General features: G+C 42.8%; 10 protein-coding genes. 6 read left to right on the top strand and 4 right to left on the bottom strand.

The annotated features are described in order from the left end of the window. Window positions 1–406: 406 nt before the first annotated feature. From BMZ28_RS01785 to BMZ28_RS01775, 3 genes are all read right to left on the bottom strand, one after another. Window positions 407–1387 (bottom strand): PfkB family carbohydrate kinase, encoded by a 981-nt coding sequence (locus BMZ28_RS01785; protein WP_074820301.1) that lies wholly within the window; start codon window positions 1385–1387, stop codon window positions 407–409. Next, a complete protein-coding gene (locus tag BMZ28_RS01780) occupies window positions 1374–2393 on the bottom strand; it encodes an ADP-ribosylglycohydrolase family protein (protein WP_047779974.1) in 1020 nt (339 codons plus the stop codon). The genes BMZ28_RS01785 and BMZ28_RS01780 overlap by 14 nt, the downstream gene beginning before the upstream one ends. Before the next feature lie 74 nt (window positions 2394–2467). Continuing rightward, window positions 2468–3739: a nucleoside permease gene (locus BMZ28_RS01775; RefSeq protein ID WP_114986214.1), complete on the bottom strand. Its 1272-nt coding sequence runs from the start codon at window positions 3737–3739 to the stop codon at window positions 2468–2470. A gap of 437 nt (window positions 3740–4176) precedes the next feature. Between BMZ28_RS01775 and BMZ28_RS01770 the strand changes: the two genes are divergently transcribed. The 3 genes from BMZ28_RS01770 (at window position 4177) to bafA (ending at window position 9137) form a co-directional block, all read left to right on the top strand. Then, window positions 4177–4974, top strand: coding sequence for a protein bax (locus BMZ28_RS01770; protein WP_047779975.1), 798 nt, complete (start codon window positions 4177–4179; stop codon window positions 4972–4974). A 236-nt stretch (window positions 4975–5210) separates the two neighbouring features. Further along, window positions 5211–5849 (top strand): TetR/AcrR family transcriptional regulator, encoded by a 639-nt coding sequence (locus BMZ28_RS01765; protein ID WP_074820299.1) that lies wholly within the window; start codon window positions 5211–5213, stop codon window positions 5847–5849. Window positions 5850–6476: 627 nt separating this feature from the next. After that, window positions 6477–9137, top strand: a complete 2661-nt coding sequence (bafA, locus tag BMZ28_RS01760; protein ID WP_074820297.1) for a BafA family autotransporter — start codon at window positions 6477–6479, stop codon at window positions 9135–9137. Between the two features lie 248 nt (window positions 9138–9385). Here the strand turns inward: bafA and BMZ28_RS01755 are convergent, their stop codons facing one another. Further along, window positions 9386–9715, bottom strand: coding sequence for a hypothetical protein (locus tag BMZ28_RS01755; RefSeq protein WP_053007485.1), 330 nt, complete (start codon window positions 9713–9715; stop codon window positions 9386–9388). Between the two features lie 700 nt (window positions 9716–10415). Here BMZ28_RS01755 and BMZ28_RS01750 point away from each other — a divergent pair. The 3 genes from BMZ28_RS01750 to BMZ28_RS01740 all read left to right on the top strand — a co-directional run bounded on the left by BMZ28_RS01750 (window position 10416) and on the right by BMZ28_RS01740 (window position 15758). Then, on the top strand, window positions 10416–11771 hold the full coding sequence (locus tag BMZ28_RS01750) for an MFS transporter (RefSeq protein ID WP_047779978.1): 1356 nt from the start codon (window positions 10416–10418) through the stop codon (window positions 11769–11771). Between the two features lie 295 nt (window positions 11772–12066). Further along, window positions 12067–12837 (top strand): C40 family peptidase, encoded by a 771-nt coding sequence (locus tag BMZ28_RS01745; RefSeq protein WP_232036584.1) that lies wholly within the window; start codon window positions 12067–12069, stop codon window positions 12835–12837. Window positions 12838–13424: 587 nt separating this feature from the next. Next, window positions 13425–15758, top strand: a complete 2334-nt coding sequence (locus BMZ28_RS01740) for an autotransporter domain-containing protein (protein ID WP_074820294.1) — start codon at window positions 13425–13427, stop codon at window positions 15756–15758. The last annotated feature ends 180 nt before the right edge of the window (window positions 15759–15938 follow it).

Raw genomic sequence — 15938 nt, 5'->3', positions numbered from 1 at the left:
TGTTTCTTCCGATAAAATACCCTGGTATTTTTGCCTGATGCCATTCTGTTAAGAAAATATGAGGCAGTGAGTTTTATTTTATGCTCTTTCTATTGAGCGCTGGAATTCAGCCGACAACTAAGTGAGGGAGCACGCCCATCAAGGATGATGGGCGAGGCGCTGCTTCTCCGGGAGAGAATCAGCGCCGGTGCGTTAACCCGAACGAAGGCGGAGGGAAGTCGCCGTAGGCGATCTGGATTCGGGGGCGAAGGCGCGGGAGTGCAGAGGGCGTTCGCCCTAACGCCTTCTGCTCGGCCACGAGCACCAGCGTTAATTTATTCTCTGTATTGATAGTGGACGAAATTTACGCTGTCATTAAGTTTAATTAACCAACACCACAATATTCTTACCAGGCACTTTGATTTTTCTAACCATATTGTTTCAGGTATTTTTCCAGTTCCTGTGGGTAAGGAGAACAATCACCTCCGCGCTGGCTAACAACGTAGGATGCGATTGCATTACCCAGAGTAACGGCTTGATCTAGCGACCAGCCTGAAGCCAGACCGGCGATAACGCCTCCGGCATGACTATCACCGGCACCGATGCTGTCTACCACCGTTGTTTTAAACGGCGTAATCCAGCCGTGGTTGCCCATATCGTGATAATACGCGCCGTCTTTGTCCACCCGTATGATTAGCGGACATTGATAACGCTTCATCCAGTCTTGAGCCAGTACTTCAACATTCAGTGTTCGAGTGGTGCCTGATAAATGGATATCGATCAGCTCTGCTTCTTGCCGATTGAGTGAAATAGTGGGTTTTAGTGCGAGTAGACGAATGAGGTGCTGTTCTGATATATCGGCAAGACGTGGGCCAAAATCGATAAATAATCCAATAGTTTTGGGCAGCGATTCCAGCCACGAAATCAGTACTTCGCCACAGGGTGCGGATAGCTGATAGCCGGAAAGATAAACTAACGTATCAGGCGGCAGATTAAGATTATCCAACACGTGTCGATCCCACAGGTTTTCTACGCCGCTAACGGATAGGAAAGTACGTTCACCGTCCGGTTCTACCAAAGCCAGACACCAACCGTTATCGCCGCGATCGGTTTCAATGGCGGAGGTAATCCCTTTTTCTTTCAGTCGGCTACGAATGATATCCGCCCACATCCCCTGACCTACAGGTAACGCATTAAGGGTATTAATACCTAATCGGTTAAGGGTAATGGCAATATTGAGCGCACAACCGCCAATATTGATGCTTTGTTGGCGGAGTTCAATATCACTACCGCGATAGGGTAGAGTGTCAGTATCAGCAATCACATCAATCACTGCTGCGCCAATCAAGCAAATAGGGCGTTGGTTAGTCAGAGAGATGAGTCGGTTGTTCAGTTCAGCGGCTTGCATAAGCGGCTTCTCTTTGGCTGCGGAATTGAGTAAATGCCTGACTATAGCGAGTAAAATCAAGCTGGTTGACGTGATCCAACTGTTGTTTTAAAGCTGGGTCAATGTTGTCGATTCCATGTAGTGCGCCACAAATAGCGGTCGCCATAGCACCGATGGTATCGGTGTCTCCTCCCAGATTAGCGCACAGAATAGCGCAGCGGTTAGGGTCAGTTTGAGCCAGTTCAACCATGGCAATAGCGGCAGGAACGGATTCTATGGTGCTGGTACCGGCTCCAATCAGTTGATAAACCAGCTCCATACCTTGCTCAATATCTTGTGCATTTTTGGCCGTCTCCAAAGCCAGCTCAATTCTGGCTGCCATGGATGCGCTAAAGGTGGTGATCCGCTTTTCTTGTGCCGCTTTAGCGATGGCCGGCAGCATATCGCAAATTTGCTGCCAACTGGCACCGTCAATGGCTTTAGAAATCGCCCAGGCGATAGCTACGGCACCCGCGATGGCGACATCGGACTTATGGGTCGGGCTGGAAGCGAGGGCAATCTGGTCGATAAAGTCATCCAGTGAATCGGTCGGCAATAGGCATCCCAGTGGGGAAACACGCATTGCGGCACCATTGGTCACGCCATTGTTTTCCAGTTCGGCAATCGACTTACCTTGTTTGATGGCATTAAGGGCAATTTTTGAGGTTGGGCCCAAGACGTTTTTATTAAAGGCATCAAAGTTTTCAGCCCATTGCATAATATTGCGCCCGATGATGATGGGGTCAACATGACCCTGACATTCAATGATGGCATCGGCAAGCGCCAGTGCCATTGAGGTGTCATCAGTAAACTCGGCAGCATTGAAGTAACAGGCTGCGTTGTTTTCTGCCGGCCCCGGCAAAAAACCATCGATCCAGCCAAAGTGCGATTTGACCCGAGAACGCGGCCACAGCTCAGATGGCATTCCCATTGCATCACCTAAAGCCTGACCATAGAAGGCACCTAATATACGATTCTCTTTTTTCATCACCGATCCTTACTTATTGCTCAATGGCTGCTTAGTCTTATCATTCAATTCGCACTCAGGGTGTAGCTACACCATTATGCGGCGGCGGTTTCTTTATCGTTTTGTGGTATGTCTATCGCCTTAATTTCACCTGGGGATTCCTTGAAAAACAGGATAAACAGCACGGTAATGATAGCGATCATGATGGCGCCAAATCCCCACATCCCAGCCCAGTTGAAGGTCTGACCGTTGACGGGTTCAGCGTAGGCAAACATTTTTTCCATCATTTGACCGCCAAGGCTATAGCCCAAGAGGCTACCAAAGCCTTGGCAACACAGGGTAATCAGGCCTTGTGCGGCAGTGCGCATATGTACGGGCGCCTTCTTATCAACATAGATATAGGCGGTGACATAGTAGAAATCATAGCTGACGCCGTGCAGCAGAATACCGAGGAACAGCAAACCGTAAGTGAAGATATGATCGGCACCACCATAGACAAAGAAAGCGTATCGGATTGCAGCAGTAATTAAGCCCAGTATTAATACTTTTTTGATGCCGAAACGCTTAGTAAAGAAAGGCAGAGCCAGCATAAAGAAAATTTCTGAGAATTGACCTAACGTCATCCAGCCGGTGGCATTTTTCATGCCGACTTCCGTGAGGAAACCGTTGGCAAAGGTATAGTAAAATGCCAATGGCATAGCAAACAAAAATGAACAGAAGAAAAATACCTGAAAATTACGATCTTTCAGCAAGATAATTGCATCCAGACCCAGCATCACTTTAAGGCTCATTTTACCGGTGCTTTTTGGTGGAGTGTTCGGCAATGTCAGCGCAAATATCCCCAGCAGGACTGAACTGCCTGCGGTGATCAGCAGTGGAATATTGCTGGAAGAGATATCACCGACCCCTAGCATACTGGGGAGGAATCCACACACTAAGCCTGAGGCGATCCAACCGATGGTTCCCATGACGCGAATACGTGGAAACAGCCGCTCAACATCCGGCACATTAGAGAAGGCAATACTATTGGTTAGTGCGATGGTTGGCATATAGGTTAACGAATAGGCCAATAATAATGGGAAGAATGTGCTGAACTGGGTTTGCTGTGCGGCTAGCCACATTAACAGAGCGCCGACCAACATCAGCAGGGCTAAGACTTTTTGCGCCGCAAAGAAACGATCGGTGAGAGAACCGACTAAAATCGGTGAAAGAATAGCTGCTATGGCGGTACAGGCATAAGACCAGCCGATTTCAGAGGGAGTAAACCCACTTGCACTGAGGAAAAGCCATAAAGGAACAAACCAGGCGCCCCAGATAAACCATTCGATAAACATCATGAATGAGAGTTTTGCTATTGTTTTATTCATGTTTAGTCCTTTCATGACAGCAGATACAACCGGGCTAACCATACCGACTATCAATACCTTTTAAATACCTTTGTGTGAATTATTTGAGCCAGTTAACATTGTGCCTTGGCTGAATGGATTCAGATAGGGTTTTATATTCAGTATTGGGATTACATCAATATTGGGCGTAATTTAACCAAAAATCGATCCCGAATAGGATCAAAGGAAGATATTCACCGAGTAAAACGTAACACGCTTGTAGCCCTTGATATCGTTAAAAAAAGGTTGTTTATGGTATCTAATGCTGTTTATGTGCGATTTGTTTTATTTTATATCCGTTATCGGCTGATTTATTGAGATAATCGTTTTTTGTTACAACTTGCTCCTTCCAATTTTATCGCGCATCATTGAGGATCTACATCGAAATCTGATTATTTTATGAACTAGTCTGGAGTTATATGTCTTCACTTGTTTTAAAAATAATAGGTTCGGCGATTCTCTTTTTGAGTGTGTGTTCTTCTACCAGTTGGGCGTCAACTGGGTCAAAGAACCATCAAGAGTATTCTCTCAATGATAAGCTAAACAGCCTACCTGATTTGCGAAAATACCCTTCTGGCACTCAACGGAAAAAAGCGTTTCTCAATGCCGTTGTACCTATTATTGATCAACAAAACAGCCAAATTCGCCAAGAGCGTGAGTGGCTATTAAAAAAACGTGCTTCGAAGAATTGGAGCGCGCAGGATGTGGTACGAGTACAGCAAATTTGTAACCGCTATCGGGTAAAATGTGCCGCTAATCCACAACAAATAAAGTGGAATGAGCTGCTGAAACGCGTAGATACCCTGCCAACCCACTTAGTCGTTGCTCAGGCAGCAACTGAGTCTGGATGGGGAACATCGAAATTAGCGCAGACCAATAACAATCTGTTTGGTATGCGCTGCGGAAGCAAAGCCTGTAATAGTAAAGGCGGTGTAGTTAAAGGCTATTCAGCCTATCGCTCAGTGAATGATTCTGTCAGCGCTTACCTGCTGAATATGAATACTCACTCGGCGTATCGGACGTTACGGGATTCCCGTGCCTCGATAAGAAACCAAGGTGATACGGTTACCGCCGATCATCTGGTTAATAAGCTGGATCGCTATTCTGAGCGCGGTACTTCATATAATAAGTATCTGCAAAAGATGTTGGATCATAATGAAGATCTGATTCATCAAGTACAGACCGCTTCGCTGAATGCACAGGGCGAGTCATCTTAATTGACCTTCTATCCTAACCCGAATAGTGCCGTTGCCTGCAATTTAAGTGTGATGACACGCAATATTGCTGTGGTTTGGAAGCTGGCTCAGAGTACGCAGTTAAGTTAACTCACTGACTAAAAAAACCGTTACCTGATTTTATCGGTAACGGTTTTTTATTATCTCTCTCTTTTTATTGACCATCAGTCAGTCTATTGTTAGCTTAGCTGAAAATAGACGGTCAGGAGGAGCAAGTAGTGGTTAGAATTGTAAAAAAACCGGATGTGCGTCGGGCAGAGATACTCAAAACCGCCGGTATATTATTTCAGTCCCAGGGGTATGAAGTGACTTCGGTAGATGAAATTGTTCGTACCGCTGGCATCGCTAAGGGGACATTCTATTACTATTTTAAATCCAAACAGGACATTTTGGATGCATTAGCCTGTCAGCTTGTGAGTGTGATGGCGGAATCTGCTCAGAAGATTGTTGATAACTCGGCATTAGGGGCAATCGAAAAGTTTTGTGCTGTAATTAGCGATATGAACCGAGTTCAGGCACAAGATCAGATGTTGGTTGATGATTTGCATCATGTTGAAAACAGGGCATTGCACGATCGTAATAACATTGAAATTATACGCGTGCTTGGTCCGTTAATGGCACAGGTGATTGAGCAGGGATGTCAGGAAGGGGTTTTTCAAGTAGATGAGCCTTTGGGAACGGTGCAGTTTATTTTGGCTGGCTCGTTGTTTCTTTTTGGGCATGGCATCTTTAACTGGACATCCGAGGAAGAAGCGACACGTATACAGGCAATGTTGCTGTTAATTGAACGCGCCGTTGGTGCCCGATCTGGAGCGCTGACTGAAGCATTATCTTCTGTTTTACAACATCGAAATTAGTACATTATCTGATGATAACTGCGTTCTTCTATATAAGAACGCAATACTTTTGCATTTAAATTCTATTTGATATCATTTATGCGATTTACAGAATGGATTTTTGGACTGTTCATTCTATAAATTTAACCCTATACATTAGGCAGGAATAATATAAAGTCATGGTGTTATATTATGATTGAGTTTTAGTCATTCTTATAAGGTTATTATTAAATCTCAGCAATGATTTTATTGAGCTAACATTATTGATTTTTGATTTTTGATTTTTGATTTTTGTTAGAGTTGTCAGTTTTCCAACTATTTATATGATTAAATTATCAATAATTTCAATGTATTAACCAACGCATTTGATTTCTAAGTGATTTCATTAACCAATTGATTTTATTTGATAATTTTAAAAGCATGGCACTTTCCCCCTTTTTTTCTTCCCCGCCTTACTTCTGAAGGTGTTAGCGATCTAAATTTATTTTATATTGAATTTTAACGATCTAAAATCTTAAAAATATCACTGATTTATGTTTTTATACTGTTACTTGGGGTTTTATACAGTGCAAATGTGTGGTTTTTGTGTTTTCGGTATGTTAGCCTTTTAAAAAATGGATAAGTTTTTAAAAGGAATTGTATCCCGCCATGAAAACAACGCTATCAGCTCTAGCCATATTTACAGCTTTGGTCTTTAGTCAATCCGTATTTGCTGACAGTTTTTGTGGTGATCGGAACAGAAACTATATCAGCAACAAAACTTTTGAAGGTGATTTAACCGGTAACGAATGTCTGGAGATTGGTGCTGGAAATATAGGTGATCCAAGTGAGTATGTGGGGGCCGGCATCAATATGAATCTGCTAAATGGCAGTTTATTGAGTGTGTTAGGTTACTTTAAAGACTCAACAGTAAATAGTGGCGCAACCGTTTGGATAACCAAAAAACCTAGAGTTTATTCACATGACTATGACCCTGGTTTCCCGAGCATTGGTACCAATATTGATATTAAATCCGGTGGGAAAATTTATGTGTTTGACGGTGGAACATTAAAGGATTCTCTGCTGAATGGTGGCACTGTTTATGTTTCTAATGCTGGTGATGTCAACGACCCGGGTATTGCGATTAATAATACGGTGAATTCTGGCGGTAATCTGTATGCCTATTCAGGTGGTAAATCTGAAGGGACAACCGTTAACAACGGCGGTAAGGAATACATTCAGGATAATGGGACGGCAAAGAATTCCATCGTTAATGATGGCGGATATCAATATGTCAGAAATAGTGGTTCTGCTACGGGGAGCACCATTAATCAGGGTGGATCTCAGCATGTTTATAATCAAGGGATAGCCAATAATACCGTGATTAATCGCGGGGGAGTTCAGCATTTATTATTGGGTGGTATCGCCACGGGTAGCATCATTAATCAGGGTAATCAGTTTGTCTACAATGATGCTGTAGCTAAAGATACCATTATCAATCAAGGTGGAATCCAGTATGTTTTTGATAAGGGGACCGTTAACAATACGGTTATTAATAGCGGTGGAATTCAATATCTGTATCTTAATAGTTCCGTATCAACGGCTGGTGTAGCAAATAATACTAAAGTTTATGGTACCGGAGCCCAGAATATTCAGCAGGGTGGAAAAGCGATAGGGGTTGAGCTGTACGACAATGCGGTACAGAGAATCTATGCTGACTCTTCTGCAACTGACGTTACCATCAATAATAATGCTAAGTCTTGGTTAAGCGTTGGCGGAGCTATGCTTGGCACCACTCAGCTTAACGATCAAGGTCAGCTACAAATGGTCGTGGCGGGGGGAACCGGTGCAACTTATGCTGAGAATGTTATTCTGAGAGGTAAAAATACGTCGGTAGCTGTTATTGCTAATGTTGCCGATACAGATTTTGCGCATATTGAAACGCTAAGCGGTAACGGTATCGTTGGTTTTAAAACGATTAATGATGCTAATGGTGACAAAATATATTCCCATCTAAAACTGGGGAACCTGTCCGGAAGTCTGCATTTTTTGTTTAATACTTCCATTGAAGATGGACGAGGCGATTACTTATTTATTCGTCAGGGAAGCGGCCAGCATTTGGTTAGCGTGGCAGATTCCGGCGCTGAAATTACCGATCCGAATCAGAAAAGATTAGATCTGATCACCGATGAAAGTCGTGGTGCAGGTTTTAGTCTGGCCAGTATGAGCGGAGCCAATATCAAGGCGCTTGATGGTGGTACTTATATGTACACGCTGAACCAGCGTAGCGAAGATACCGGTGAAATATGGTATTTGAGTGCTATTGATAGCAGTACTTCTAAGCCCGATCCAAATCCCAAACCATTACCGGTTCCCGATCCGGAAGATATAACGCCCCCGGTAATCACTCAGCCAACAACAACACCAAGTACTGACGCGGTTCTTTCAATGTCGGTCGCTTCTCAATTGATTTTTAATAATGAGATGCAGAACCTACGTTCAAGAAAAGGTGTTTTGCAACAAGATGAAAGCAATGCTGGTAGTTGGGTGCGTATGACGGGTAGTAAGAATAATATTGCGACTGACCATACTCATTTCAAGCTGGAACAGTCCGGTATAGAAATTGGTGCAGATAAAGCTGTGAACCTTGAAAATGGTAAAGCTTTCATTGGTGGATTTACCAGCTATGGTAACGCGGATATTAAACATGCTCGTGGCGGTACCAGTAAGGTCGATAGCTATAGCGTAGGCGCTTATGCCACCTATTTTGATACCCGCGGTCTTTACGTTGACGGGGTGTTAAAATACAACCACTTTAGTAACGAGCTAAAGGCGATTTCTACCAATGGTTCAAGTATCAAGAGTGACTATGGTCAGAATGCTTTGGGTGCATCAGTGGAAGTTGGCTATAACACTTCCGTTATTTACGATATGTGGGTTGAGCCGTACGCCAAACTGTCTTATGTACAGGTAGAAGGTAAAGATATTTCCTTGAGCAATGGTATGAAAGCCAATATTGGCGATCAGAACTCTCTGATGACTGAACTGGGCTTGAATCTGGGTAAGACTTTCCTTGTAGGAGAAACGAGCGCCGTCACGCCATATATTAAAGCGGCATGGGTTCATGAATATATTGATAACAACAGCACGGTTATCAACGATCGCAATAAGTTCACCACGAATTTGTCTGGAGATATGGGCAAAGTTGGCGTAGGTATTGATGCCAAAGTCTCTAAACAAGTTAATCTGTTTGCCGAAGTGGATTATGCCAAAGGTAATAAGATTGAAGCCCCTATTCAGGGTAATTTAGGGCTGCGTTTTAATTTTTAATTATTGATAGTGGACGAAACTTTCGCTGCCATTAAACTTAATTGACCGACATCATCAACATGAATGTCGGTTTTTTATGGGTGACACTCTCAAAATGGGGAATGATTGATTGTTTATTGAGGTGGATTTTCTGTTTTCCCCAAGATGAAGATTTCTTCTTACCTGAGTTTTTGGGTTAAAGGTGAGATGGTTAAACCGATTTCCGCCAAAATAACGCTGACGGAAATCATAAAAATAGAGACAGGATTTTAAGTTAACCGTGAAGCTTCGAGTATTGACTGGCTCAGTAGAGTAATGAGTGCCGTTTTATTATTAGCGGTTAATCTAAGGTGAGGTGTATCCCAGTTATTGTCTTTAATAATGTAGATAACGAATTCACCTTGCTCATCAAATGCGGGATACCAGCCAACATCAACGATATTGCCGTTGGAAAATTCTATCTGTAACAGGTCTTCATCAAGGGAATCAATCAACGAGGATAGAGGAAGGTCCAGATCCAGAGAAGCAATCTGATTATAGATGCTGACTGATTTTTTAACCAAAACAGTGCTACCACACACAACGATTTCTTTAGTCATGAGTTCATCTCAATATTTTTAATTATTAGTAGGTTATTGTCTTTTTAACGCTTTGGAGACGTCCTATTGTAGCGTGATATTGGCACTTTATTCATGATATCTATATAACAATGTATATCGCATATTATTTTCATAATAACTAGCTGATATATATACCAGTTTTAAAATAACTGACTGAAAAATAGAAGGTTGATAATAGCGTTCTTACCCAATTTTTCTGATTTAGGTAATAAAAGTGCCTTATTTTGACGATAACTGTTACCTGTTTGCCCTGTTGATCAGCGGTTGAGTCGGGGGATTGGAGGGATAAGGTTATCGTCTAACGTACTGACAAAAGTTATAGGTTGATACTCGGGTATTATGAATCATGCTTAAACTTACATTATATGGTTAATTGTTTCATTGGATGCTTTATTATGCAGTGTATTAATCTGTTTTTTGTTGTTAGGGTTACAGTATGTCGAGTTAACTGCTATAACATAGCTAAGTAACCATTGGTCACAGTAGGCTCAGTAGTACTAACCACAATTCAATGGATTGAATGATTCCACCGACAGATTAATTCTGAACGTTGTATGCATTTTAGACCCAATATTGCTGGCTTTTGGGCAGTCTACCTATTAGTTACTTTCATAACCTATGATTTATTTTTTAGGCAAGATTTTTAGAAAACAATAATTTAATAGCGAGTTCAGAGTAAATGACAGTATCCTCCCCAACAAGTACGGGCCAACCTAAAGCGCGCCCGTTAAACAAAAATGACTATAAAACGCTGGGGTTATCGTCTCTTGGCGGTACATTAGAGTTTTATGATTTTGTTATTTTCGTATTCTTCACTGGAACATTAACCCATTTATTTTTCCCTGGTGACAATGAGTTTATTGCCCAGATGAAAACGTTAGGTATTTTTGCCGCAGGCTATTTGGCAAGACCTCTCGGTGGGATAATTATGGCGCACTATGGCGATAAAATTGGCCGTAAACGCATGTTTACCCTGAGCATCTTTCTGATGGCTTTGCCAACGTTGGTGATTGGTTTGTTACCCACCTACGAAACGATTGGTGTGATGGCGCCAGTTTTATTGTTATTGATGCGTATTTTACAGGGTGCCGCGATTGGTGGTGAAATGCCGGGTGCATGGGTGTTTATTGCTGAGCATACGCCTGAGCAGCGCTATGGCCTCGGTGTTGGAACCTTAACCTCTGGTATTACCGGTGGAATTTTGTTGGGATCGATTATCGCTATTGTGGTACAGCGTAGTTATAGCACCGCAGAGATTAACGATTTTGCATGGCGTATTCCATTTGTTTTGGGCGGGGTATTTGGTTTTATCTCTGTTTATCTGCGTAAATTTTTGCAAGAGACGCCTATTTTTAAAGAGATGGCAGCAAAACATACGCTGGCCAAAGAATTGCCGGTTAAAACAGTTATTCGCAGTCATAAACTAGCCTGTGTGATTACCGCTATTTTAACCTGGTCGCTATCGACGGCTATTGTGGTGACTATCCTGATGACGCCTTCTGTGGTTGTGGAGAAAATGTATCAGGTTGATCGTACGATTTCTCTGGAAGCTAACTGCGTTGCGACGTTAATGCTAACGTTAGGGTGTATTTTCTGGGGATGGATCAGCGATAAATTGGGTACCCGTGCCTGTATGACGGCATCATGGGGAGGATTAGCCATCACCGCCTACTATTTCTATAGTGCACTGCACCCAGAAATTAGCGGTGGTGAGCTGATGTTCAACTATGGTCTGATGGGATTCTTTGTTGGGGCGATTGCCACAACCCCGATTGTTGCTACCCGAGCTTTCCCTCCGGCTATTCGTTTCTCTGGTCTATCATTTGCCTATAATCTGGCTTATGCGGTGTTTGGTGGTCTGACGCCAATGATTACCGGTGCCTGGTTACAACAGAGTTCTATGGCTCCGGCTTACTATGTTGCAGGCGTTTCGCTGCTGGCTATTGTTGTGTCATTCTTGCCGTTGGCTTATAAAGGCTGGACGGAGAAAAAGAAGGAAGAAATTCCTGAGACGGCATCGGTTAGCGCTGAATAAAGTAAAGTCGTCGAAATAGTCTCGAAACCACCTTATTTAAGGTGGTTTTTTTATGGCTGCACGAAGAGATGAACTAAAAATATAGCTTTACAGTAACTTAACAATCTTAGCAATAAGAGCCTCTTCATATCTCATTTCTGTCAAGTTTGTTTCCTGTTGAAATATCTTGTCATTTTTATATAGCGCCAAGTTACAAAATAATAGTTTTCAATTTCACTTAGTTGAATAAACTAAGTTCAAACCTGTTTTCCCTGAGCCCATATATTGAAATACTATTTAAAATCCAATGATCATAATGAATAACCTGCAAATTAAGTTTGTTAATCCGTCTCGTTTTCTTTGGGCAATGATGATGTGTATTTTCATGCTGCTCTTATCCTCATATGCCCATGCTGCGCGCCCACATCAAACCAGTAAAAAAGCGCCTGTTGCGGTTCATTCTGTCGCGAAAAGCAGTAGCAAACGCAAACGGGCACCGGTGAAAAAAAACGCTCATCAGTCGGCCTCCAGCCAGACCCATCACCATCAGAGTCGCAGCGTTAAAAAAGTGCCGATTGGTCGTAATCCGTTCCGACAGTCAGATTTGCCAGATTTACAGATTACTGATGGGATGCATCCTCGTATTACTCCGATCCAGAAAACTAAACTAAAGATAGCGAAAACCAAAGTTGTGTCTAACTTGATGAAGCAGTTGGGCAAACCTTATCGCTATGGTGGGACTTCCCCACGTACCGGTTTTGACTGTAGCGGGTTGGTTAATTACGCTTATCGCGATCAGTTAAAGTCAACGTTACCACGCACTGCCGACAATATGTTCCATATGTCATCGTCTCAGAGTAGAGAGATCGATAAAGAAGAACTGAATACGGGAGATTTAGTTTTTTTTAGCACCCATAGCCGCGGGCATAGCCATGCTGACCACGTTGGTGTTTATCTTGGTGACGGTGAGTTTATTCAGGCTCCGCGTACCGGAAAAGATATTCAAATCAGTCGGCTGGATGATGATTATTGGCAGAATCATTATATCGGTGCCCGTCGGGTATTGTTGCCTCATGCGGTAAGATAAGAAGATCTGAAATATATTCAATCAAGGTACTCATTAAATAGATAATGCAGGGTATTACTTCTGTGGTTATTATATCTATGATCAGTAAATTTCAATGAGTTGGTGTCTTCAACCATCATAATGATAACTGATTAATAAGAATTTTTTCCAGTGCTTTATTCTTGGTTATGTATTGATTTCCATATCAATTTATCAGTGAATGTTGAGTTAATTATGCAGAGATAAAATTTTTTAATACGTGATTAATCTAGATTAATTAAAACGTTAAGTATTAAGCTATTTTTTTAGAATTGATTAATTGTTTATAACATTATGTTTTTAATCTATTTATTTATTTTCAACACTGTTTGAAATATTTTGTTTTATTATTTTTCTTGATTTTTGCCTTATGATTTTGAGATGATTACATTTAATGTAAAACTGTGTTTATATATTTCATCTTGATTAATTTGGATTGGCTTGCATTTAAAGTTAACTAACGATTATTGACTGTATTTATTGATGTTTTTATTCTTTTTTAAATTTTTTTTGGTCTAATGAAGATGTTTTTAATGGGATGTAATGTTTTAATGTTAAAGGATTAATTTATGTTTTCGCGTTCTTCTGTTTTTCGTTTTAATTCATTCCACAGAGTGTTCTTTCTCTCTTTGCTTTTTTCTCCCACCCTAGGCGCTCAAGATTATATCTTTGATTCTATAGGTTTTTTGTCAGGTGAGAATGATCCTGGTAGTTATGCAACTCATGTTAGCCTCGATGGGAATGTGGTTCTTGGTGCGACCAATAGTAATCGATTTATTTGGTCTCCAGGCAAACAGAAAATTATTGTGCAGGGTGCCGGATTTTCAAATATTGGTCTGACAGGGTTAAGTGCTGATGGTGCTGTCGTTGTTGGTGCGGGTACGAATACTCATGGTCGACGTGAGGCATTTCGTTGGACTGCGGAACAAGGGTTACACTCTTTGGGCTTTTTGGCTGCACCGACAGCTGATAGCTATAGTAGTGTAACCACTGTGAGTAAGGATGGTCTGGTTATTATTGGTGACAGCTCCAATGCTAATACTAATGCCAATAATTACGAACGGGAGGCCTTCCGTTGGACGGAAAGCGGAGGCATGCAAGGGCTGGGTATTCTTGGCGCTAGTCAACATGGATTCAGCAATTCTAATGCGTTGGGTGTTAGCTATAACGGTGATGTTGTGGTTGGCTATTCAACCAGCGCCAGTAGTCCTGATATTCTTCAGGAAGCGTTTATCTGGACGGCCTCGGAGGGTATGCAAGGCCTTGGTTTTATTGATGGCGGTGGTAAAGAACCTCAAAGTATGGCTGTTTATCTAAGTGATAATGGGTCAGTGATAGCGGGTAACAGTACCAATGCCAGCAGTAATATGGAGGTTTTTTACTGGACTAAAGAGAAAGGAATGCAGGGCCTGGGCTTTATTGATGGTGGGGGCTTAGTGCCGAAAAGTCTGGTTAGTGGTATGAGTGCTGATGGTTCAGTGATTACTGGTATCAGTACCACGGCTAACAGTATTAATGATAGTTCTTACCAACAGGCTTTCCGCTGGACGGCAGAGACAGGCCTGGTGGGTCTTGGCTATCTGGGGATTGGCACCATCGAACCAGCAAGTATAACTCGGGGTATCAGCGCTGATGGTTCCACAATCATTGGTGCCAGTACTACCGCTGATGATGGTATGGCGTTATTTGTATGGCGCAATGAAACAGGTATGTTTAATTTGCTCGATGCTCTGGCAGATGATGGTATTGATCTTAGTGACTGGCAGATGGCTGATATATCAGGCGTCTCCGGTAATGGGGAAGTGATTTCTGGTACCGGATCTAATCCAGAAGGTATGATGGAGGGGTGGTTAATTCGTCTACCTAAACCGGAAGTGACGCCAGAACCGCCAGGCCCTGAAGATCCCGAGCCCGAAGATAAGCCACAACCACCGATTCCACCGATTACGCCTCCGGTTGGTTTCCTATCTCTCAATGAACTTAATCGCTCAATGTCAGATATGGCCTATGTACCGATGTCCGGTTTATCCGTTGCGCAGGGCGCTTTGCAGGATCAGCGATTTATCTCGACAGAGCAGTGTGCATCAGAAGGTATAAGTGACAAACGCTATTGTACGTTTATTACCGGTGCCGGGGAGTTCTGGCGTGGTGATGGCACTCAGGGGCGTGGTTCTGTGGGTGTAGCGGTTGCATTATCGCCCTCGCTAAGCTTGGGCGTGAGCGCTTATCTGGGTAATCAACATTATGATCTGCGTTTAGACGGCAAGAATAAGATGGACAGCTACGGTGGGGCGATGTTCCTGAATTATTCTGAGGGGAAACAAGGCCTGCGTGCTTTTGGTGCGGTGACCGCCAGTCATCTGGATTACGATTTACGTCGTCACTATCGCAATGGCTCTTACAATATTAGCCGTTCTTCTGGTGAAAGTTCGGGACACGCTATTGGCGGCATGGTAAGGCTTGGCTGGGCGTTTAGCCCACAAGACAGAATATCGGCCATCCCTTTTGCGGAATTGAGCTGGGCTAAGGCGACGATGAAGGGCTATCGTGAACATAGCGGCACCTTCCCCATTGATTTTGATGACCGCAAAGCCAATGAAACGGATATGCGTTTGGGCAGTGAGCTGCGCTATGACCTGACGGATGCAATAAACGTTAACGGTGGTGTCGCATGGGTTCATCGGCTGTCGGGAAAGGTTGATCGAGTATCCGGCACGGTAATTGGCTGGTCAGAAACCAGTGTTTCTGCGGCGAAGCTGCCTACAGACTGGAGCGAAGTCTCACTGGGCGCTAGCTATAAGTTAACGCCGGATATGAATTTGTCAGCCTCGACGACCTCAACTATAGGACGTAGCTACCAACCGGATACCAGCGTCAGAGCAGGTTTTTCCGTGAATTTTTAATCCGAGATAAGAAGTCTAAAACCGGAATGTTTACGTGAGTAGCCATTCCGGTTTTTTTAACCATTTTTTATGGTTTCGCTGGGTATATAAGACGCCCGTCTTTCTGCTTGAACCTGCTAATTTAATTATTCTATTTATAAATTAAAGGTATAAATAATTTTTATATTCAGAATAACTGGT

Origin of the sequence: Pragia fontium DSM 5563 = ATCC 49100, from assembly GCF_900112475.1 — a bacterium.
GTDB lineage: Bacteria > Pseudomonadota > Gammaproteobacteria > Enterobacterales > Enterobacteriaceae > Pragia > Pragia fontium.
Note: the sequence above shows the minus strand (reverse complement) of the source record. Positions and strands in the feature narration are given on the sequence as shown.

What these genes read in the sequence shown, in the direction of transcription:
- BMZ28_RS01785 (WP_074820301.1), bottom strand. Translation starts at nt 1,387, where the DNA reads ATGCAAGCCGCTGAACTGAACAACCGACTCATCTCTCTGACTAACCAA.
- BMZ28_RS01780 (WP_047779974.1), bottom strand. Translation starts at nt 2,393, where the DNA reads ATGAAAAAAGAGAATCGTATATTAGGTGCCTTCTATGGTCAGGCTTTA.
- BMZ28_RS01775 (WP_114986214.1), bottom strand. Translation starts at nt 3,739, where the DNA reads ATGAATAAAACAATAGCAAAACTCTCATTCATGATGTTTATCGAATGG.
- BMZ28_RS01770 (WP_047779975.1), top strand. Translation starts at nt 4,177, where the DNA reads ATGTCTTCACTTGTTTTAAAAATAATAGGTTCGGCGATTCTCTTTTTG.
- bafA (WP_074820297.1), top strand. Translation starts at nt 6,477, where the DNA reads ATGAAAACAACGCTATCAGCTCTAGCCATATTTACAGCTTTGGTCTTT.
- BMZ28_RS01755 (WP_053007485.1), bottom strand. Translation starts at nt 9,715, where the DNA reads ATGACTAAAGAAATCGTTGTGTGTGGTAGCACTGTTTTGGTTAAAAAA.
- BMZ28_RS01750 (WP_047779978.1), top strand. Translation starts at nt 10,416, where the DNA reads ATGACAGTATCCTCCCCAACAAGTACGGGCCAACCTAAAGCGCGCCCG.
- BMZ28_RS01745 (WP_232036584.1), top strand. Translation starts at nt 12,067, where the DNA reads ATGAATAACCTGCAAATTAAGTTTGTTAATCCGTCTCGTTTTCTTTGG.
- BMZ28_RS01740 (WP_074820294.1), top strand. Translation starts at nt 13,425, where the DNA reads ATGTTTTCGCGTTCTTCTGTTTTTCGTTTTAATTCATTCCACAGAGTG.